Origin of the sequence: Vibrio sp. 2304, from assembly GCF_033339475.1 — a bacterium.
Lineage (GTDB): Bacteria > Pseudomonadota > Gammaproteobacteria > Enterobacterales > Vibrionaceae > Vibrio > Vibrio alginolyticus.
The window spans coordinates 1-21,068 of the sequence record NZ_JAWOUQ010000024.1 but is presented as its reverse complement, the minus strand read 5'-3'; the positions used below and the strand labels follow the sequence as shown (position 1 = coordinate 21,068).

The following is a 21,068-nucleotide window of genomic DNA, read 5'->3' as shown; positions in this document are numbered from 1 at the left end:
TTTTTCGTGAAAAATTATACATAACAAAGCATTTAAGAGTGATTCGCAACGCTTGGCGTTTTCGCTTCGCTCAAGTATAGCCAAGCGCCGCTCACACCTTAATGCGGCGTTAGGTGCTTGAAGGAAAAGGTAAGTATGGAAATTGCTTTTCGGCAAATAAACATTGGTGATTTCGAATTATGCGTTGCTGCGAGAAAAGATGCGTACTTTTGTAGTTTTGGGCATTACGATGGTTTCGACGACTTCATCAGTGGTTATCGTGAACGCGTCTTAGACCGGCTAGAAACATCAGGATGGTTCTATATCCATATATTTGTGGATGGTCAGTTTGCAGGGCAGTTAGAGTTTCGCAGCTTTTCTCCCGAGCCGGAAACTGGCTATGTGCATCTCATTTACTTAAAGCCGAGTTTTCGTGGTTCAGGACTCGCTCCAAAAGTGCAGGATTATATTGTAAGCACTTTGAGTAAAGCGGGTTGTTTGCGTGCTGTACTTTCAGTAAGTCGAACTAACCATCGAGCTCTCACATTCTATAAGCGCCATGGTTGGGAGTTCGTGTGCAAGAACCCCAAGCACGATGAAACAGACTTTTACCAACTTTGGCTACGCACCTAACAAACTGTTCAAGAGTGATTCGCAACGCGTGGCATTTTTACCATGCGTTGCGTTTAGTGATTAAGGTGGTATGCGGCGGCATTGGTATTGCGTTGCTCACACCTTAACAGTGGGAATGGGTAAAAACCTCCAGTAAACAACAATGAACAAGAATGAGCTAATACTCGCATAAAAACATGTACTTATATGTATGTTGTTTGTGCTTTGTTGTTCATGGGTATGCGTGTATGTACAATTATTTTGCTACATATACGCTACACAAAGGACTTGTGCATGCCCATTAAGAAGAAGATAACCAACACCTCAATCAAGGCGCTAACTGTCGAACAGAGACGGCTCAACGACACTGAAATCAGCGGGTTTCATGCTCGCATTTCACCTAAAGGCGCAATCAAGTATTACTTTTACTACCGTTTAAATGGCAAACAACGAAATTACTTCATCGGCTCGGCGGATTCACTCACAACCGCTCAAGCAAGAGATTTAGTCAAAGAGAAAGCGGGATTAGTGGCGAGCGGGGTGGATATCCAAGAATCTCGTCATGAAGCTAAAAAGACAGAGATGCGCAAAAACCTGACGCTTGGCCGTTTTCTCTCTGAGCACTATAAAGACTACCTTATCTCAATGAACCCCAAGCGGGCGGATCAGGCTTATGCTTGCATCGCTCATTCATTTGTTCATCTCCTAGACAAACCGTTAGAGGAGATAAAAGCGTGGGATATTCAACAGTGGATCACGGAGCGTCGCAAGTTAGGGCGTGCCCCAGCAACGATAGAGTATTGTGTGAACCGACTTAGAGCCGCTTTAAATCGTGCGGTAGAGTGGGAATTCATCGATAGCCACAACTTAAGCAGTGTTAAACTCATCAAGCAAGATAACACTCGAATACGGTATCTCTCTAAGGAAGAAGAGAAGCGCTTACTCGATACCCTTGAAAGCCGAAATCAACGCGTTCGAAAGTCCAATAACAAGATAGAGCATCTTCAGTTCGTTGATTTCTTCGAGCCGTTAGTAATCACCGCAATGAATACAGGAATGCGTAAAGGAGAGCTATTGAGTCTTCGATGGGAACACGTTTCACTGCCTAATCGCTACTTAACAATTCGTTCTGAAAATGCCAAGTCGAAGAAGACGCGAACGATACCGCTCAATGACACGGTATTAAAGCTTTTTGAACGCTGGCGAGTACAGCATCCTGATGCTGACTATGTCTTTATATCGAATAACCAGCCCGTTGAGTTCTTTCAATATCCGTGGCAATCATTATTGAAAGAGGCTGCTATCGAGAATTTTAGGTTCCATGACTTGCGGCACCATTTCGCAAGCAAGTTAGTGATGGCGGGCGTTGATTTGAATATCGTGCGTGAGTTGCTTGGGCATGCTGACCTCAAGATGACGCTGCGTTATGCACACTTAGCTCCAGAGCACAAAGCGGCGGCGGTGAATCTTATTGGTTAAGTTGCAAGATAAATCGAGATATCACTCGAAGCATTAAAGTTATGGTTTTATATATAGTGGTCTTGGTGCTGTAATTCGTTGTTGAAATTGTTAACTCAACAAGGGATTGAAGTGAGCCAGTTTAAACGCCGCTATGTAAGGCTTGAGGAAGTCTGTGATAAAACCTATTTAACCCAATGGGACATACTAGAAGCCATTGAAGAAGAGAAGTTGTGTTTGTTTGCCGATATTTCTGCTTCGCGTCTTGGTGCAATTCATCCACCCAGCCAATCTGTGGCTGCTATCTTCGACTATCAAGGCATTGTCCAACTCACTGAACGCTCATCCAAGCGGTTTGCGCTTTCATTAGAATCTATACCGGTTAAACACGTCATCATCGCTGAGATGCATGGTATCAACCGTTGGCGTTCGGTTACTGAAGCGTTTGACAATGTATTACAAGCGCACTTTAAATACACACCTAATGTACTCTCCCAACCGAATAAAGCGTTTGTTGCTTATGCCGCGGTTAATGCCTCTCTAACCACAGAGAGCGTGGTTGGTGAGTTCATTACTAAAGCATCCGCCATTTTCTCTAATGACGTAACGCATCAACTTGTTGAACACTACCCAAGTCAACGCGGTCAACGCCTTTCAACCGATGCGTTAACGGTTAAACCCAGTCAAATACGCGTTGATATGGATCAGGTCGTTGATGTTTTTGGTAAAGCAGTACTATTGAATCGTGGTTGCCAAGCGGTTGATACGGTTAAGGCAACATTAGGCTCAACGGTTATCCAGACTGCTGGTCAGTGTATTGAGTCGGTTAATGCGCCTACTGAACTCGGGTTGGATTCGGTTATCCAACCGATGCCAATCCACCCCATTGCACAAATTGCTCATCGAGTATTAACGCTCAATCCCCAAGCCAGAGCGGATAAGGTTTGGAACATGATAAGGCAGGACGTGAGAGCGAACGAGTTTAACCGTCAATTTGATGTTGATGCGTTGATTGAAAGCATTACTCAGGACTCGGTGACGTGGTTTGGTCGTGGGGATAATGAAAACACCATGTCTTATGACTCATTCAGAAAGAATGTATTGGTCGACGTAAGGAGGCAAATTAGGCCGTCAAAATAAAACGTCGTCGTCATCGTCGTTGATAACGTCATATGACGTTTGTGGTCGTTACGTTGAAACCTCAATGAACAAGAGGGAACAACAACATGACTCAAACCACACTTGATAAACGTGTATACACAGAACAAGAAACGGCGCTTTACATTGGTATGAGCCGTTCATTTTTACGCCAAGCTCGTATGGAAGGGCAGCGCAAGAACCGAACTGCTGCGCCTCCTTTCATTAAAATTGGTCGTGCAGTCCGTTATCTCAAAGAAGACTTAGACCAGTGGTTAGATAGTCATGTCAAACGTGACCACTTGCTACAAGGGGAGGGCTTCCATGCTTAACGATAGCAATGCACCAGAATTTCCCCATGTCAGATATAAGGAGTCCGGCCAACAAATCGTATTGAACACGGCTGATAACTTGAAAGCATTACTGAAGAGTACGGGCTACCAAGCCAAGCTCAACAAAATGACGTTAGAGCCAGATATATTCAAAGGCAAAGTTTGTATGGGTTCGCCTGATATCGTCAGAAGTGAGCTTGTATCGTTGGCGTCAATTTACACATTGCCCAAATCCGCGATTGATGACCACTTTAACGCCGTGGCACATGAAAGTAGTTACCATCCAATCGCTGATTGGCTTGATGGCGAGTGGGATAGAAAGCCCCGCGTGGAAGCAGTGCTTAATTGCTTAGAGACTAAGAATCCCGCGCTCTCTAACATTGTGTTGCTACACTGGCTGGTGGGCTGTGTAGCATGTCTTTTTGTGGGTAGCTTTAAATCCAAGCTCGTGCCTGTTTTACAAGGTGAGCAATCCTTTAAAAAGACCGCGTTCGTTGAACGAATTGCCAATGTGATGCCAAGTGCGTTTCTTGAAGGCGCAGAGCTCAACCCTGATAACAAAGACAGTGTGCTGACCGTTATTCGCTCATGGATAGTGGAATTGGGTGAACTAGAACGCTCAACCAAAAACTGCCAAGGGGCGTTGAAAGCGTTCGTGACAAGAGCTTGCGATACGGTGCGTCCTCCTTATGCACGTAATGACATTAAGAAAGACCGACAAACCAACCTCATTGCGACGGTAAACGGCACGGACTTTCTAAAAGACGAAACCGGAAATACCCGCTACGCCGTCATTGAGCTGGTGGGCGAAACGGACATGGATACGCTTAATAACATATTGGGTTGGGACTACAAACCAACGGGTGAGCTAACGCTGAACCAACCAGAGAATCTGCGCCAATTCTGGTTAGAGGTGAAACACAAATTCATGGTTGAACATCATCCTTGGATGTTGTCGTCTGACATTCAAGCGCAAGTGTCGCAAGAGTCATCCAAATACGTAGATAAAGGCAACTGGTATAACTTGCTAAACGACCACCTAGAAGAATGTACAGGTAAAGCGAGAGAGTGGTTATCAACCAAACAGATATGTGAAGTTATCAACGCTGACACATCAAAAGGAAATGTGATTGGTAAAGCGCTCAACCAACTGACTAAAGACGGTAAGTTAGAAAAGAAAATGCTCAACGGCTCAAACCGCTACTGTTTCCCTACCGTTCGTCCTCAAACGTCATTTTGCTAAGTACTTAAACTTACCCCACTTACTCCACTTGAATCGATATTAAGTGGGGTAGGTGGGGTAAGTTGTTCTACTTTCAGAAAACGACACATCACCCTCGGCATGTAATAGATAAAACATTCAGCTTTAAGGTCCCTGGTTGCGTATTGAGGAATTAGTTTTGGCTTTGCCCTAACTGGTATCGGCCTCCCAAAAAGAGAACTTAAAAAGATAGCGTATCGCTTTGCTGTGCAAGTGCTGTACAATTCGAGCTAAAGACATGACTTGTCACTCAGAGAATGCTGCTCTCTGTCTATCGATATCGCGGACGTTGTATTATCAATAAAACAACCCAAAGTGCACTTTTTTATAGTGATATTGACTTTTTCGTCACCAATACATTAATAAAAGCCATTAAAAACAGTATGATACAAGTGATTTTTTAAAGTGGTAGGAAAAGTAAATGGCATCTTTGGGGTATTGTGATGTAAAAGATATGGCTCTTAGTCGTAAAAGTAAGGGAGCTATAGGAGATATAAAAAGCATCATGGAAAGTGGCAATCTTTTGTCAGGTGTACTAGCGGCAACGCCTTTTTATGCTGTTTTTGGAACACCCAGTGTCACCTCCAGTCCATTCGAAAAACTGGTCACCATTCGAGAGTATGACTGGGAAACGTTTGGTAATGCAATGTTGGCCACAAGCGCCGTTACTCGTAGTCGAATTTATCAGGTTGCGGAGCCAATGACTTGGCAAACCAGCGGTGAAGAACAAAAATTTTGGAAGTGTGTATCTAATGCGTCATTATAAATTTATTGGATTGTTATCCCTTGTTCTCTTTAGTAGCTCCAATGCTGTAGCGGAATCCATAAATATGGATTGGGTAACAAAATTCCATATGGATAAACAGACTAAAGAGGCGACTCTCAACTGGATTATTCAGAGAGAGAAATGCATCGCTAAAGAAAAGCAAAGCAAAGAGTTGTTTCCTCGTAACGAATGGTTTGACTCGTTATCTAAAGAGGACAAGGTAAAGGTTGTTCTCTATATTAACAACTTGAAGCTACAAGCGTGCTCTGAGCAAGAGTCGTTAGAGCTAGAACGTTTGGTCGATAAAGGAAAACATGCAAAACTGAATGAGACACTTACTGTGTTGGGCGCTTTTAACTGGCCTGATGAAGGTGAGCTAGAAGGTATCGATAAGCACAAAGTAAATCAAATCTCAGAACAAGTTGATATGTTCAACATCCAAGTTGTTGGAGAACAACTCAAGTTTAGAGACTAACCGCAATACAGGTTGGTTGTCGTAATATCATAGCCAACCTGACTGCCCTAGCTTCAATTTAGATAATAATATTACATGAAAGTAGGGGTGTCTGGGTTCAGATATAACAGGTTACTCTAGCTCATTTATCCCCCAAACTGCGCTAACGCGAGTCCTCTTAGTATTTCTACTGGCTTGTCTTTGACTGAACTAATTTTATGCATTTAACATCTTGAATGCGCACATCAGGTGTAATGGTAAATTAAAACAAAAGTGCCGATTGCAATCTGTCTATTGCTTAGGTAGGAGTTAGTGATGGGTCTGAGCTTAAACACTTTCGATATTGTTAAATTTTCCAATAAAATTGAATAACATTGTTACCTAAAAAGCCACCTTGGTAGGTGGCTTTGTTGACAGCTATAAGCCAGAAACTGGATCATTTTAAGACTCGTCAACAGTTACTGAGTCTGCGTTATTCTTAACAGAGGCGATACCATTTTCTGCCCCTTGCTTTGAAGCGTACATTTCACTGGTCGCAATCACTTGTCCGTTGTCTGCTTTAAGTACAAAGTAGTATGGTTGAACGGTATCCTTTGTAGATTTCTTAATTACATACTTGCCCATCTGTTTACTCCTTTGGGGTAAATGTAAGTTATGAGAACGATTTCTCACACAGATATATTTATTTATCTTATTGCATATCAACTCAAGTGCATTTTGCGTGTTTTGTGAGCAAATTATGATTTGTCGCGGTTTCAATGAATTCGAAAGTGTAGTGGAAAGATGAATTTGGTCAGTAAACTAGAGGAGCACCATATTTGACTCAATTGATATCATGCTAAATTAGCAAAGTCACTGGCACGTTTCTGCCCCGAAATGAGTTACGTCTCGCGAAAAGATGCGAGTAGTCAGCTACTTTTTGCAATACATATTTTAGTGAAAAGGCAAGAAGCAATGCCTACCTCCATTACAGGCACTAAACGTTTTGAATATACGCATCTAATTGATTAATCGTCGACATCTAGTAAAGTAGTTGTACCTGAAAATGATCCACCTAATTTCTGGAGAGACTTAAGTGTTTGCTAGGATAGAAAAGCTGTTAAATTCACTTCAGCATCATGTAGATAAAAACATTGATGAAACGCTTTATCAAAACAAGGCGTTTTTATCTAGCGAGTGGAACCTTTTAGAACACAACATATTGCGTTGGTCTCAAAGACATAGGTATTACATCTTTCTTCTCTTCGTCTTATCTAGCTTACTCGTTGCCAATTTATTACTCTGGAAAGAAGAGTTAACCCCATTTGCCCTTGAGTATTTCCCTCACTGGAACAAACTCATTGACTGGCAAGGAGCTTTTCTTGCAGGTCAGTTGACCATTATCGGTGTTGTTTACCCCCTTGTCATTGGTTTGATTGGTGTACTTTTTCAGAATAAGTCAGCAAAGAAGACACTATTTCCTATTTATCAGATGTATTCTGGCTTCATGTTTGCTGGATTGAGTGGATTATTTTTGTCTATTTTTATAATTGCAGGCTATTTCCTCAGTGCTAGTATCGAACAGTCAACTTATCTATCGATTTGCATAACTACTGCACTATGGCTTACATTCAACATCTTATTAACAAGCTGGTTTTTTGCGACCACTTTCTTGATGTTGGATGAAACGAAACGTGATAGGTTAATTGTTAGGTTCACTATTCATGAGCTTTGTGAAATGGATATTAGGCAAAGAATTCATGAACTATTATTACTCAACTCCGTTCGGAATAAGATTCTAGTCAACCCTAATGAAGATCTGCTAAAAGTTAGCACTTATAAGTTCTCTGATGAGAAGTACAACGAAATTATAATTCCGTCAACAGATCCAATTCGGATTACAAATGTTTACTACGCAACAATCAACGCGCTAATTCATTACCAAGTTAAGAAGCTAAAGATACTTCGTTGGTTTAATCGGCAGAGCTTTGGAAAGTGGTTAGTTTCAAGAAAAGGTTTTAGCGGGCTTAGCTTTGACTTTAATGCTAAGCCAGAGTTCGTACTACAACCTGTATGGACGAAGAAAGGTGAAACTGGTCTAGTAGTTGCCAGATATGTAGACTTCAATTTGGGCTGGATATCTAAGCTACTGATTAAGAATAGCGTTACAACAACGAAAAAAGAAGTTGATTATGACAAAAGCCTGACGTCCATGATGTTAGGTCTTGTTGGTTCAGCTAATGATTCTATCCGTGAAAAGAATATCGGCGAATTCAAAACTGCTTTAGCCAATATCGTAAAGTGGCACACTGAGATAGCTTCTGCTTTAAGTTTCTTAAATGATAACAAGGAAGATGACAATTGGCTATTGCTACCAACGACCAACTTTTTCAGTAGAAGTTATCTCGATGAAATTTTGACAGAGTATTATCGAATAGCTAGATCTGCTGTTGAACTAATTCCTGAAAACATCGAATTTTATGACGAAGTTATTTCCTTACATAAGCGCCTATTTGCTGGGCGAGAAAAGTTGGTTACACGTGAAGGTTTCTCATTGATACAAAGCAGTTACTTTACTTGGTCATTATTGATGGAGTGGCGCTCTTACAGTTCTTCTTCATCAGATATACGCTTAGCTAATAAATATGAAGATGTGCTTTTTGACTTCGTTGGCTCATGGGAGTCTTGGCTAGATTATATTGAGCCTAGATATCAACGACTTGATAGCCTAACTGATTCACTACCCTTTTATCTCGCTCATTTAGAATTTACAGCTCATACCGCAATATCTGCATTAAGGTATGACAATGTTGAGGCGGCTGGTTGGGGGGTTGATATGCTAAACAATTGGTGTGAGACACTTTCAGTGAGAGATTACGGCCATGGGTTCGAAGAATATGGATGGCACTCAGAATTAGTGACCCATAATATATTGCTTAAAGGTTTAGATGACAAGTTGTGGGCTATTATATTAAATGGTTATGAATTTAATTCTCGGTCTGCTTTTTATATTGCATTTGAGAATGCAGCGCTTGACCTTAGAGTTATTACAGCATGTTATATTTTGCTCAAGCCTAACTTAAATGATGATCAAGTAAGAAAATATATTAGAGCATTACTTTCTAACGCTGCGATTCATCCAACTGGTGCAATTGCTCGTGGAACGAAGTCCGTATCTAACGCTAGTGATATAGTTGGGGTGTATATTAGGCATAGAGATTACTCTAATAATGGCTATGGCTCATGGCTTTCAGGAGTTCTTGAGTCTTTTGGGCGAGTTAATGAAAAGAGAAGAGTATCAGGGCGTATCTATTCAGGTTGGGGGCGTAATGATCCTCAAAGTATGAATGCGGCTTACATAGAGATAGCCGTTTCACTTTCAAATAGCGAATGGCAACTGGGACGTCAATGGTTCGATATTGTATTTTCGGATGCATTTCGTCATCAAGATCAACAATCCCTTGTTAGTGACTTACAAGAGTGGCTTAGATTGGTCGACGAAATCAAAGAACCATTCCTTATCTCTAGAGAACAGTTTGATAGTTACCTAGATAATTTTAAAAATTCAGTTCAACGAGTTATAGAGCAAATAAATCAAAGACAGAGTGAATTAGTGGCAGAAGCGGAAATTGATGAAGACCTTCTAACACAATTTGGTTTGATTTGTTCCGAGGGTCTTATAGGCAAAACCCCGAACTTAGAATTCCCAATCAGCTTATTTAACTCAGTTGGTTTTAATGGTGATATTGTTGATGATACCTTATATAAATTAAACATACAGGAGTACAGAAAAGAAAGGGTTGCCAAAGGTATTGATACCAATAGAGCAATCAACGAGAAAGGTTGGCTAAAAGAATCAACAAGGTCTAATGTTCAAGCTAACATTTTAAGAGAGATATTACGTTACAAAACATCTGATTCAAAAGTTTATTCCAGTGTCGAAAATAATATTTTTGACATTTTAGATATAGCAAGAACCATTACAAATCCTATTTTGTTTTCAGGAAGCTCAGAGTTAAAAAGGTTGCTTAGAGAAGCTAGGTACAAACCAGAAGTAGCGAATAAATACAATATCTCTTTTATTGATGGCTTCGGAAAAGATTATATATGCAATTTGGGTGGTGTTATTGTATATAATCTTTATTTTTCAGACATCAACTTTAGTTTATTGACTACTAGAGAGTTATTTGAACATATTGAATTTGGCAAGATAATGGATGATCAATTTGTAAAAGTAAGTTACAAGCCATCTCAAAGTGCAAATGTCGGTGAATTATCAATAAATTATTGGATGCAAGTTACTTTAGCAAAAGATCTACCTTGTATTAAAACTGAAATAAAGAACACAGATAAAAGTGATGATAATCAAGTACTATTGAGTAAGGCTACAACACTTTAGGTGGTTTGACGTAATTTTAGTAATCTCTATTTGGTGAGCTAGAGCAAAGAACCTAGCTCACTTTTGTCCAAATGTGAGTTAGTAGAGCTTTATGGCTGTTTACTTCGATAGCTACACATGTGCTACATATCCTTTTGAGTTATATCTATTTTGTTTTATAAATTACTGTATTTTATGGATTTTATGTTTATTTTATTATCCCTTAACAGGGCGTTAGCAGTCAAGGATGAATATGAAACAAAACTACCAAGTTCATGAAGACATGTATGTTGAAGCTCGCGAAGCTGGCTGGGAAGGTTGGGGTGGCAACGAGCGAATGTCTAAAGCAGTTTTAGTGGAGCGTTTTCTTGAGCTATTTAAACGACCTGTGCAAGGTAAACTGCTCGAATTAGGTTGCGGTGAAGGACATCATTGCAGAGCTTTCCAGAAGTTGGGCTTTGAGGTGGCAGGTATAGATATTTCACCAACCGCAATTGAATGGGCAAAGGAAAAAGCCAGAGCAACAGGAGTCGAGGGTAATTATTATTTAGCGGACCTAACGGTAGCGTCTCTTGAACTTCCAGAAGGTTATGATGTTGTCATTGACGGTAATTGCTTGCATTGCATTATCGGTGCAGATCGAGTGATATTTTTGAGTCATGTTTATCGTTCACTGTCTGAAAACGGGGTATTTTTTGTCAGTAGCTTGTGCTCTAAAAATGAAATTAGCTATGAAACTTATAGAGATGGCAGTCCATATCGTCATGTTACCTCTGAAAGTGATCTAGTTGTTGAACTAGAGAAAGCAGGGTTCCAAGTGCTTCATGTCAGTGTCTATGAGCGTGAAACTTCAAACCACATAACGATGTATGCGATAAAAGCATAATTTTGTGTAGAAAAAACTGCTAACAAATTGTTCAAGAGTGATTCGGCACGCGTGGCATTTTTTACTATGCGTGGGTTTCAGTGGTTAAGGTGGTATGCGGAAGCTTAGGTATTGCGTGCCTCACACCTTAACAAGGCGTTAGTCGCCAGAAAAAGCTAGCAATCAAAATCATGTTTCTTAGCTCAAAATTTGGCAGCTGTTTGTTTGGTATACAGATTCATCGTCGATGGTCAAAACTCAGTTTCAGCAGTTTTAAGTCCAAAGTTTTGCAAGTGTCCAAGCGGTTGTTTTGTTCTTTGGTGCTGACAGAGCAGGGCAATCGAGAGTCTATTTTTGGTTGCAAATCCGCTCGGTGAGTTTGTTGAAAGTCCGCACTGTGAGATTGGCTTTCCAAAGGCTCTTTTTGGTGTAGTCAGTCCGTTTTCTGCGGCGTTGTTAATTCCAAGTGGTTTCATTGAGTAGCCGCTGAGACTACGCCTAACTTAAATGCATCAAAGCACATAAAGTTTGTTGTTCGCAAAGTTTAGTTCGGCTTAAAATTGTCGCTCGGTACCTCGCGACTAACAAACTGCTCAAGAGGGATTCGCAACGCGTGGCATTTTTACTATGCGTTGAATTTAGTGATTAAGGTGGTATGCAGCGGCTTAGGTATTGCGTTGCTCACCCCTTAGCAGGGCGTTAGCTGTTTGAGGAAAAAATGAGAAAATTCGATAAGCCGCTATTCTGGCTGTATATAAAAACAAGAGACTCATTGTTGTCATCTTTTAAGGGCTTTCTGGGAATGCTTTTAGTGTTGATCGGGGCAGCAGTAGTTTTAGGTAATGAATCCCCTGAGAATGTCTGGATTTCGGTGGGAATCATTTTATTAGTATCTAGTCTTCCAGTCTCAATGGGCTTGATGATGGTAAAGTTCAAATTTAAGAGCTTTGCTGGATCAATACCTACAGCAGAACTAGCGTACTTCTTACAGCACGATGAAGGTGCAAACTTAGATAAAGCTGTGAGAGGTTTATTTTCGTTATACCTATCTTTTATGATTTACCTTTGGTTTACGATGGTAGCTATCGCAGCTCTTGGTATGTTGGGAGCAAAGCTCGTGTTGTAAAACACAGCTAACAAACTGCTCAAGAGGGATTCGCAACGCGTGGCATTTTCACTATGCGTTGAATTTAGTGATTAAGGTGGTTTGCGGCGGCTTTTGTATTGCGTTGCTCACCCCTTAGCAGGGCGTTATACGAATAGAGGGAAATTATGTACAAAAATACTGATTTTAACTTGGATTCAAAAGAGTTCAGATTTAAGAAAGACTCATATCCTTTGTCTAAGATAAATAATGTTAGGGTTAAAAAGTTAAGTTTTCTTGATAATTTAGGTCAAGTTTTATTCTGGGTGTGTGTTTTTTCAGGGGCAGTTTGGTTAGTTATTCCAAGGTTGGAAGAGGTGCCACAATGGCTACTAGTTTTAGTTCTTAGTCTGACGGTTGTAGGTTTGGTTTTTGCTCTTTTTCGTTGTTCTAAATATGCACTTCAAATCGAGTTTCGCCACATAGATGAAACGGGCGTTCAATGGGTTAATGTCGCCAAGTCATACTCAAAGTCAGATTGTGAGTTATTTGAACAGCAAGTGTTGGCACTGAAGAAATTCGTATAACAAATTGTTCAAGAGTGATTCGGCACGCGTGGCATTTTTACTATGCGTTAGCTTTAGTGGTTAAGGTGTTATACGGAACCTTCGGTATTGCGTGCCTCACACCTTAACAAGGCGTTAACTGGCGCAGAAAATATGAAAGCGCAATGATACAGTTTCTAGGTTCAGAGATTTAGCGTGTTCGGTCGGTTTCCTTAGCTAAGCTAATGTGACTAATTTCAGTTTGATACTTAAGTTTACTGATGTGAAAGGCGACACAAAGCCTTCTAATAATATAAGGCATTCGCGATTAGTCCGGCATACTTACATCGCCGAAGTATGGTGTTGTGAGACGCATTTCAAACTAAAGATAAACGGTAATTTTTTGGTTAAATACATATTTGGGTTAGCTTTGCTAATCATTAATTAGCAAAATGAGCTTTGGCGAAAGTGGCTGAAAGAACGGCGAAAACTGAAAGGCGCTCAGTTAACAAGCTGTTCAAGAGGGATTCGCAACACGTGGCATTTTCACTATGCGTTGGCTTAAGTGATTAAGGTGGTATGCGGCAGCATCGGTATTGCGTTGCTCACCCCTTAACAGGGCGTTATATTAATTTTTAAACTTCGAGGATATTTTTAAGTTGATAACACAGGTTAAAACGAGTATTACGACAGCTGAACCAATAATGCTGTCGATTAGCCCCGACTGGCCGTCAATAATTGTTACAGGTGCCATTGGTTTGGGTAGTGTTCTAACCTCAATTGGTGTCGTGTATGTGACGAAAGCAAGCCAAAAAACACAGAATAAGGCTAAGTCAGCGGAACTTCGTCATGCGTGGACAGAAGAGTTAAGGGAGTCTCTTTCTAGTTTTGATTCAATAGCTACAGTCTTGCACTTTAAGGTTGTTACACAACCAGAGTTTCCTCAATCTGATGAGTTTACAAGATTAATAGGTGAGCTTTCACTTCATCACAAGAAAATTCTATTAATGCTAGACGAAAACAAAGAAATCACGATTATGCTCACTCATGTTTTACGTGATGTAATGAAAAGCGTTGTGAAAAGAGATAGTTCAGACATCTTTAATCAATTTATGGATATTAAACAAAGTCTTGGGCGACAGATTCTCGAAAATGCTTGGCTAGATATTAAGAGTGAGCTAATAAATTAATATAACAAACAATTTAAGAGTGATTCACCACGCTTGGCATTTTTGGTTTGGGTTAAGTTTAGTGTTTACGGTATCCAACTTGAGTGTTGTGGTAGCGTGGTTCACACCTTAATTGGGCGTTATATGCTTCAAGGATGATGATGAAAAAAGTAGTACTTTCAATATATTGCTTAATGGCGTTTAGTCAGGCTAATGCTGACGTCGATCTAGACTTTCCCTTCCAGAAAAAGTTTGAAGTGTATGAGATTAGCGGGAATAGTGTTGAAGAAATTGAGCGCTCATTTAACGCTAGACCTGAGTTTCTCGTAAATGAAGGCTTTGACGGGTACACCGCATGGAAATACGACTTCCATACGAATGATGATTCTTGCGAAATTCATGAATTTGAGCTTGAAGTTACCTATACACTTCCTAAGTTCGAAATGTCTAAGACTTCAACTGAATCAGCTGAGGAGTTTCGCCCATATCTTGAGAAGCTCTATCGACATGAGCAGATTCATTGTGCGCTTGCAGTTAAGTCGATGCACGAAATGTATTTAGCCTTCAAACGTGGACAGCGTGGAGGGTGTAGTAGCGCAAATGATAGAGTCATTGATCTTGAAGGTGATTTGGTGGAAAGTAATGCTCTGTTTGACGTTTATACATCGCATGGAGAAATTGAATTAGCAGAGTCTCCTTTTGGTGAGGGGCCTTACTTGAAAATATGCGAAATACCTTTCTCGTCAATGTCACCACGCATATAACAAAGCGTTTAAGACGGATTCCCAACGCTCGGTATTTTCGGTTTGCTTCAGCTTAAGTGTTTACGGCACAATGGTTTAGGTCAGGTGGTCTGCGTTGCTCACCCCTTAACGCGGCGTTATGTGCTCTTGGTCTAACATTACTTAATAGCTAACTGAACTATTAGAACTCTATTGTTACAGTCTTGAAAATTGATTTAATGGAGTTTGATGATGGATTCTCGGGTATTAAAACTAAAAACAGTCGAATCATGCGAAAAGTTTAGATCTAATGCTCTTAGGTTAGGCGAAAATGAGCTAGCCCAACAGGCTACATTAAGAGCAATTGCAATTCGAGCTGAGTTATACGGCTGCAAAACTGAAGCGGAAAGGTTGGCAATTGAAGCTGTTTTTGCCTACGAGGAAGTGCTATCCAATCGAAACGGCAAAAGGACTAGAGCCAGCCGTACGTGGCAGATGATCGAACGTCGTGGTGTTATAGATGCAGTGGAAAGAGCTGTAAATCGTGATGATGTCACTCAAGGTTATGAAGCTTTAGCTGAAATGGGGCTACAAGAATATGCTTTTGAAGCCGTAATTTTGAAGTTCCCCAATTTGTTTTCAGAAGAGGCAGTAGAGAAGTCAAGAGATCGAATGTCTCTTTAACTACGCACATAACAAAGCATTTAAGAGTGATTCCCAACGCTTGGCATTTTCAGTTTAAGGTTGGGTTTCGTGTTTACGGTGCAGTGGTCTAGGTTAGGTGGTAGCGTTGCTCACACCTTAATGCGGCGTTATAAGCAATTATGAGATTACGAGAGTGAGATATAAGATTCTTTTAGTTTTGTTTCTTGGTTTGACTGTTGGGTTCAATGCGCAAGCTAAGATCTGTAAAAAAGGGCAACCATGCGGGAATTCATGTATATCATGGAAGAAAACTTGCCGCATTGGGACGTACTCCTCGAAGAGTTACTCGCCATCTAAATCCGCGACTAGTGCAAAGTCACCTAAATATAAATCGCAAAATAAATTGAGTGCAGGTGATTACGAAGTTACTGCTACTAAACTAAATGTCCGTGATAACCCATTTAGTTCAAAAGAGGTCGTAGGTACTTTAAGTAAAGGTCAAAGGGTGTATGTACATTCATTTATTAGTGATTGGGCAATGATTCGCTACAAGTCGTCTTTTTATTGGGTTAGTAAAAAGTACCTCAAACGAATGAGTTAAAATTGCTTATAACAAACTGTTTAAGAGTGATTCGCAACGCGTGGCATTTTTACTATGCGTTGTGTTTAGTGTTTAAGGTGGCATGCGGAAGCATCGGTACTGCGTTGCTCACACCTTAACAGGGCGTTATAGCTCAGAACAGATCTGCACCCTAAAATGATAATAACTACGTTAATCACGTATAGTTTTGCTATCTATACGTTACTTGCGTATACTTTGCATATGAAAAGTGTATTTGTCGAATCAACCATATTTGAAAAGTACCGTAGTGAATACCTCAGTGATGAAGAGTTTAGACTTTTCCAAGCTGAGTTAATGTCTAACCCGAAACAGGGTGACGTAATTCAAGGTACAGGTGGTTTGCGAAAGATTCGAGTTGCAAGTAAAGGTAAGGGCAAGCGTGGTGGCTCTCGTGTTATCTATTACTTCCTCGATGAAAAGCGACGTTTCTACTTGCTGACAATTTATGGCAAGAATGAAATGTCCGATTTAACCGCAGACCAAAAGAAACAGTTAAAAGCTTTTATGGAGGCGTGGCGTAATGAGCAATCGTGACCTATTTGCAGAATTAAGTTCAGCTCTTACCGAGGCTAAAGAGCACTCAGAGGGTAAGCTTACCCTTAAAACACATCAAGTTAATGACATCAGTGAGTTAAATATCTCACCTGATGAAATCGTGAGTATTCGTGAACAGTTTAATATGTCACGCGGTGTATTTGCTCGTCTGTTACATACATCATCTCGCACATTAGAGAACTGGGAGCAAGGGCGTAGTGCACCAAATGGGCAAGCTGTAACCCTTTTAAAACTGGTTCAGCGTCATCCAGAAACTCTGTCGCACATCGCTGAGCTATAACAAGGCGTTCAAGAGGGACAGTCAACGCGTGGCGAATTTGGTTCAAATCTTGGCATTTGTGTTTACGGTGGTAAATTGAAGTTTGGTGGTAGTGCGTTGCTGCCCCTTAACGCAGCGTTATGCTTTTCGGGAGGATATATGGAAGTTTCGTTGTATAGCGCAGAAGGTTCGAATAGCTCTGAAAGGGTGGAGTGGGTGCTCAATTTTAAGGGTATACGTTACGATAGAATTGAGGTCAGCTCTGACGAACTAACGACAACATACCTAGATATAAATCCTTTTGGCTATGTCCCATCTCTTTCTGTCGATGGTTCGGTATTTTCTGAATCAATGGCAATTGTTGAGTATTTGGAAGAACGCTTTCCTAATCCAAGCTTGTTTGGTAAAAGCCTCAATGAAAAAACGCACATCCGCAGAGTTTGTGAGTACGTAAACTCCAGTATTCACTCTCCCCAAAATAGAACAGTATTAAGGTTTATGCGTCCAGAGTTAAATGAGACGTCAAAGCGCGAACTCCGTGGAGACTGGATCATGCGTTGCTTAGAGAAGTTAAGTACATCGATCTGTTGTGAATCAGGATTTTCAGTGGGTAACGACTTTAGCGTAGCCGATATATTTGTGGCTTCAATCTACAAAAAAGCGTTGCAACATGGTTGTGCGAGAAACGGATTTTACGACAAGCATTTGATGTACATAAGGGCAAATGACAGTGTCGTGGTTTCAGAACCACAAGCATAACAAACAATTTAAGAGTGATTCGGCACGCGTGGCATTTTTACCATGCGTTGGTTTTAGTGATTAAGGCGGTATGCGGTGGCATTGGTATTGCGTGCCTCACACCTTAATTGGGCGTTAGGCGACATGAGATAAACGATAGAGTAGTGATAGTATCTTGGCGTGAATCTAGCTTCAGTTAATAGGAAAGGAGTGGATTAATGAATGGTAAAGCATTTGATAATTGGCAAAAATCGCGAAAGAAAGGGTGTTTAAATTGGCTTTTCAGAACAACTTTCGTCACAGCTATTTTGTACATGATTTTTAATGTTATTTTCCTTTATCCATCTTCTGATGCGGCAAACATTACGATTTTCTTATCGGATAATGCTCTTAATTACTCAATTTACACGATCGGGATGTTTTTCGCATTTTGGGCTATTTGGCTATACAACGAATCTTCGTATGAGAAAGAAGTTAAACGTAGAAATGTCGCCTAACAAACTGTTCAAGAGGGATTCGCAACGCGTGGCATTTTCACTATGCGTTGGTTTTAGTGTTTAAGGCGGTATGCGGCGGCTCTTGAATTGCGTTGCTCACCCCTTAACAGGGCGTTATATACCTAGGGAGAATAAAGGTGAAAAATAAAATAAAGTTAGTTTACTCATTGTTATTGCTAGTAGTTCTTACAGGCTGTGCATCTACGTTGAAACCGCAAGATCTTAAGGAAGTTGAAACCGTCGGGGTAGTTAACGAGTTTCCTGAATATCCTAATTTTGTAACGACTGGTACAACGATATTTAACAACGATTATGATGCAGTTAAAGATAGTTCTTTCTCTGATTTACTTGTTAAAACGGTCAAAGACTATGTCGAGGCAAAAGGGATGGCGGTTAAGCTTATCTCGGAGTCAGAAATCGGTGATGTTGATATGGCTATAAAGCTTGTACCTAGAGATATTTATGGTGTATCGAATACTTTCGGCTATGGTGTCCATCAACAATCAATCTTTGGTAAACGAATGGGTGCGATAACATATGTATCGTTAAATGTTGTTCCATATATTGATGGCGACAGCAAATGCAGTACGTGTTACTTAAAAGGGGTTAAGGTTCTCGACATCGAAGAGCTTCCCGCGCAGTTCTCACTTTTATCTCAAGATGAACAAGCGCATGTAAAAGATAGTCTTGATAACAATATCCAAGAAACACTGACTAAAATTCTAATCGATAGCGGTATATAACAAACTGTTTAAGAGTGATTCGCAACGCGTGGCGTTTTTACTATGCGTTGCGTTTAGTGTTTAAGGTGGTATGCGGGAGCTTTGGTATTGCGTTGCTCACCCCTTAACAGGGCGTTATGGCGCAGGGCGAAAATGGACGAAATCGTAGAATTAATAAAACGTGACCCAATACGGACTGAGGCACTAAATCATGTGTCTCTGCTGAACCTACCTCAGTGTTATATAGCAGCGGGTTTCGTGCGAAATTTAGTTTGGGACTCGTTACATGGGTTTGAATCTACGACTGCTTTGAATGACGTTGATGTGATTTACTTTGATCTTAATGAATCGAATCCTAATGCCTATCTGGGTTATGAAGAGTACTTGAAAGGTTGTATGCCTGAGCTTAATTGGCAAGTTCGAAATCAAGCTCAAATGCATGAACGTAATGGTGATGAACCTTATCAAAGTTCAGTGGATGCCATGAGCTACTGGCCTGAAAAAGAAACTGCCGTTGGCGTTCGTCAAACAGGTGTGAATCAATATGAAGTTGTATCAGCATTTGGGTTCGAATCTTTATTTGGCTACTGCATCACGCATAATCCGAAAAGGTCACGAGCAATATTTGAAAATCGTGTAAATTCGAAAGGGTGGTTAGTTAGGTGGTCATCTTTGAGAGTTGCGCCATAACAAAGCATTTAAGAGTGATTCGCAACGCTTGGCAGTTTCGCTTCGCTCAAGTATAACCAAGCGCCGCTCACACCTTAATGCGGCGTTAGCTGTTTGTGCAATGTGGTATTGGAGAGTGAAACTAAATGGAAGCAAGATTTAATAAGTTATTAGCGTTCAGTATTGTTTTAGTCCATTTTTTTGCTTTCTCTGGGCTACTATATAAATCTCAAATTTATGGGCATATAGCGGTCTCACCCGGAGAACCTTATGGGTTCGGTGACGTTATAGATTTATTGTTTGCTTGTTTAGTTGTCTTGATGTGGTGTTTTGCGATGGTATCCTCAATTGTGGTGACTTTACTTAATATTAAAAGTAACTGGCTAGCTTCTTTGAAGGCACTTTTATACGGCACGGTTGGTCTTGTTGGTTATTTTTACGTTAATAGTTCAGTCTCCTAATACGAAACAGCTAACAAACTGTTTAAGAGGGATTCGCAACGCGTGGCATTTTTACTATGCGTTGGTTTAAGTGTTTAAGGTTGTATGCGGCGGCTTATGTATTGCGTTGCTCACCCCTTAACAGGGCGTTATACGTTGCGCATGAAATTAAACAATTAGAAGGATTTAAAGCATATGATTACTTGCTATGTCAGGTACGTGATTGACCCGAAAAAGGTCAAAGAATTTGAAGAATACGCAAGAATGTGGATTCCACTTGTTGAGAAGTTCGGTGGTCAGCACAATGGCTATTTTCTACCGTCAGAAGGTGCAAATAATATAGCTCTAGCTTTGTTCTCATTCGAAAGCTTATCAGCATACGAAGAGTATCGTCTCAAATCTCTAAATGATCCCGAGTGTATTGAAGCTTTTGAGTTTGCAGATAAAGTAGACTGCATCATTAGCTATGAACGTAGTTTTTTCAGACCTGTGCTCAGGTAGGGAAGCAATGTATAACAAACTGCTCAAGAGGGATTCGCAACGCGTGGCATTTTCACTATGCGTTGGTTTAGGTGATTAAGGTGGTATGCGGAAGCTTTGGTATTGCATTGCTCACCCCTTAGCAGGGCGTTATGTGTCAGAGATAGATTATGAGATTTTTGCAACTATTTATCTTGATCTTAGTAGCAGGGTGTTCAAGTTCTGTAGAAAACACTTACTCATCGGAATATTTAGATCTAGAGCCAATAGAGTTTGTATCGCCGAGATACCCCAAAGTTGCAGTAGAGAATAACCTGTCAGGGTATGTGGTCATGACGTTTAACATTACTAAAAATGGGGATGTGACTGATATTGTTGTAATCGAGTCCTCCCCAAAGGGAATCTTTGAAAAGGTAGCTGTACAAGCGTTGTCCAAATGGAAATATGAACCACTTGAAGATGGTGAGCTTATTGCTCAAAAACAAAAATTAGTCTTTAAAATCTAACACATAACAAATTGTTCAAGAGTGATTCGGCACACGTGGCATTTTTGCTATGCGTTAGTTTTAGTGGTTAAGGTGGTATGCGGAAGCTTTGGTATTGCGTGCCTCACACCTTAACAAGGCGTTATAGCGCACGATAAAATTGAATATGGATGGTCATGGATAATATCGAAAAAGAGCTCTATCAAGCAGCAATA

The 21,068-nt window shown here is 40.5% G+C and carries 26 protein-coding genes; 24 read left to right on the top strand and 2 right to left on the bottom strand.

What is annotated here, in order from left to right; translation table 11 throughout:
- Positions 1-135 precede the first annotated feature (135 nt).
- The 7 genes from R7P64_RS23525 to R7P64_RS23495 all read left to right on the top strand — a co-directional run bounded on the left by R7P64_RS23525 (position 136) and on the right by R7P64_RS23495 (position 6,020).
- On the top strand, positions 136-612 hold the full coding sequence (locus R7P64_RS23525) for a GNAT family N-acetyltransferase (protein ID WP_058965621.1): 477 nt from the start codon (positions 136-138) through the stop codon (positions 610-612).
- Between the two features lie 273 nt (positions 613-885).
- On the top strand, positions 886-2,070 hold the full coding sequence (locus R7P64_RS23520) for a site-specific integrase (RefSeq protein WP_318124028.1): 1,185 nt from the start codon (positions 886-888) through the stop codon (positions 2,068-2,070).
- 111 nt (positions 2,071-2,181) lie between these two features.
- Complete coding sequence (locus tag R7P64_RS23515) at positions 2,182-3,189, top strand: hypothetical protein (protein WP_262654050.1); 1,008 nt, start codon at positions 2,182-2,184, stop codon at positions 3,187-3,189.
- An 86-nt stretch (positions 3,190-3,275) separates the two neighbouring features.
- On the top strand, positions 3,276-3,518 hold the full coding sequence (locus R7P64_RS23510; protein ID WP_021448661.1) for a helix-turn-helix transcriptional regulator: 243 nt from the start codon (positions 3,276-3,278) through the stop codon (positions 3,516-3,518).
- A complete protein-coding gene (locus R7P64_RS23505) occupies positions 3,511-4,761 on the top strand; it encodes a virulence-associated E family protein (RefSeq protein ID WP_262654049.1) in 1,251 nt (416 codons plus the stop codon). Before R7P64_RS23510 ends, R7P64_RS23505 begins: the two co-directional genes overlap by 8 nt.
- Positions 4,762-5,200: 439 nt before the next feature.
- A complete protein-coding gene (locus R7P64_RS23500) occupies positions 5,201-5,545 on the top strand; it encodes a hypothetical protein (protein WP_047104066.1) in 345 nt (114 codons plus the stop codon).
- A gap of 64 nt (positions 5,546-5,609) precedes the next feature.
- Positions 5,610-6,020 carry a hypothetical protein gene (locus R7P64_RS23495; RefSeq protein WP_021448658.1) on the top strand — a complete coding sequence of 137 codons (411 nt, stop codon included), beginning with the start codon at positions 5,610-5,612 and terminating at the stop codon, positions 6,018-6,020.
- Positions 6,021-6,440: 420 nt separating this feature from the next.
- On the opposite strand, the gene R7P64_RS23490 is transcribed toward R7P64_RS23495, so the two are convergent.
- On the bottom strand, positions 6,441-6,623 hold the full coding sequence (locus R7P64_RS23490; protein WP_021448657.1) for a YegP family protein: 183 nt from the start codon (positions 6,621-6,623) through the stop codon (positions 6,441-6,443).
- Between the two features lie 451 nt (positions 6,624-7,074).
- Here R7P64_RS23490 and R7P64_RS23485 point away from each other — a divergent pair, with 451 nt between their 5' ends.
- Together R7P64_RS23485 and R7P64_RS23480 are read left to right on the top strand one after the other, a co-directional pair.
- Positions 7,075-10,377 carry a hypothetical protein gene (locus R7P64_RS23485; RefSeq protein ID WP_318124025.1) on the top strand — a complete coding sequence of 1,101 codons (3,303 nt, stop codon included), beginning with the start codon at positions 7,075-7,077 and terminating at the stop codon, positions 10,375-10,377.
- 226 nt (positions 10,378-10,603) lie between these two features.
- On the top strand, positions 10,604-11,242 hold the full coding sequence (locus tag R7P64_RS23480) for a class I SAM-dependent methyltransferase (protein WP_213973652.1): 639 nt from the start codon (positions 10,604-10,606) through the stop codon (positions 11,240-11,242).
- A 230-nt stretch (positions 11,243-11,472) separates the two neighbouring features.
- Here R7P64_RS23480 and R7P64_RS23475 read toward each other — a convergent pair whose 3' ends face one another.
- Complete coding sequence (locus tag R7P64_RS23475) at positions 11,473-11,697, bottom strand: hypothetical protein (RefSeq protein WP_213967299.1); 225 nt, start codon at positions 11,695-11,697, stop codon at positions 11,473-11,475.
- A 242-nt stretch (positions 11,698-11,939) separates the two neighbouring features.
- Between R7P64_RS23475 and R7P64_RS23470 the strand changes: the two genes are divergently transcribed.
- The 15 genes from R7P64_RS23470 (at position 11,940) to R7P64_RS23395 (ending at position 20,874) form a co-directional block, all read left to right on the top strand.
- A complete protein-coding gene (locus tag R7P64_RS23470; protein ID WP_025506483.1) occupies positions 11,940-12,347 on the top strand; it encodes a hypothetical protein in 408 nt (135 codons plus the stop codon).
- Between the two features lie 146 nt (positions 12,348-12,493).
- Positions 12,494-12,892, top strand: coding sequence for a DUF6232 family protein (locus R7P64_RS23465; protein ID WP_193235831.1), 399 nt, complete (start codon positions 12,494-12,496; stop codon positions 12,890-12,892).
- A 752-nt stretch (positions 12,893-13,644) separates the two neighbouring features.
- On the top strand, positions 13,645-14,040 hold the full coding sequence (locus R7P64_RS23460; protein WP_318124021.1) for a hypothetical protein: 396 nt from the start codon (positions 13,645-13,647) through the stop codon (positions 14,038-14,040).
- A 140-nt stretch (positions 14,041-14,180) separates the two neighbouring features.
- Positions 14,181-14,783: a DUF922 domain-containing protein gene (locus tag R7P64_RS23455; RefSeq protein ID WP_213973591.1), complete on the top strand. Its 603-nt coding sequence runs from the start codon at positions 14,181-14,183 to the stop codon at positions 14,781-14,783.
- 207 nt (positions 14,784-14,990) lie between these two features.
- On the top strand, positions 14,991-15,425 hold the full coding sequence (locus R7P64_RS23450; protein WP_261802762.1) for a hypothetical protein: 435 nt from the start codon (positions 14,991-14,993) through the stop codon (positions 15,423-15,425).
- Between the two features lie 154 nt (positions 15,426-15,579).
- The gene (locus R7P64_RS24860) at positions 15,580-15,987 is read left to right on the top strand and encodes an SH3 domain-containing protein (protein ID WP_399419294.1); all 408 of its coding nucleotides are present in this window, start codon (positions 15,580-15,582) and stop codon (positions 15,985-15,987) included.
- Positions 15,988-16,209: 222 nt separating this feature from the next.
- Complete coding sequence (locus R7P64_RS23445) at positions 16,210-16,542, top strand: type II toxin-antitoxin system RelE/ParE family toxin (RefSeq protein WP_140139435.1); 333 nt, start codon at positions 16,210-16,212, stop codon at positions 16,540-16,542.
- Positions 16,529-16,843, top strand: coding sequence for a helix-turn-helix domain-containing protein (locus tag R7P64_RS23440; RefSeq protein WP_140139434.1), 315 nt, complete (start codon positions 16,529-16,531; stop codon positions 16,841-16,843). Before R7P64_RS23445 ends, R7P64_RS23440 begins: the two co-directional genes overlap by 14 nt.
- A 138-nt stretch (positions 16,844-16,981) precedes the next feature.
- Complete coding sequence (locus R7P64_RS23435) at positions 16,982-17,581, top strand: glutathione S-transferase family protein (protein ID WP_054579718.1); 600 nt, start codon at positions 16,982-16,984, stop codon at positions 17,579-17,581.
- Between the two features lie 197 nt (positions 17,582-17,778).
- The gene (locus R7P64_RS23430; RefSeq protein ID WP_086495580.1) at positions 17,779-18,057 is read left to right on the top strand and encodes a hypothetical protein; all 279 of its coding nucleotides are present in this window, start codon (positions 17,779-17,781) and stop codon (positions 18,055-18,057) included.
- A 137-nt stretch (positions 18,058-18,194) separates the two neighbouring features.
- Positions 18,195-18,800, top strand: a complete 606-nt coding sequence (locus R7P64_RS23425; protein ID WP_039978409.1) for a hypothetical protein — start codon at positions 18,195-18,197, stop codon at positions 18,798-18,800.
- 132 nt (positions 18,801-18,932) lie between these two features.
- On the top strand, positions 18,933-19,469 hold the full coding sequence (locus R7P64_RS23415) for a nucleotidyltransferase family protein (RefSeq protein ID WP_167415278.1): 537 nt from the start codon (positions 18,933-18,935) through the stop codon (positions 19,467-19,469).
- Positions 19,470-19,594: 125 nt separating this feature from the next.
- The gene (locus tag R7P64_RS23410; protein WP_017191322.1) at positions 19,595-19,909 is read left to right on the top strand and encodes a hypothetical protein; all 315 of its coding nucleotides are present in this window, start codon (positions 19,595-19,597) and stop codon (positions 19,907-19,909) included.
- 174 nt (positions 19,910-20,083) lie between these two features.
- A complete protein-coding gene (locus tag R7P64_RS23400) occupies positions 20,084-20,389 on the top strand; it encodes an NIPSNAP family protein (RefSeq protein ID WP_025611608.1) in 306 nt (101 codons plus the stop codon).
- Positions 20,390-20,538: 149 nt separating this feature from the next.
- Complete coding sequence (locus tag R7P64_RS23395; protein ID WP_053304439.1) at positions 20,539-20,874, top strand: energy transducer TonB; 336 nt, start codon at positions 20,539-20,541, stop codon at positions 20,872-20,874.
- Positions 20,875-21,068: the final 194 nt, after the last annotated feature.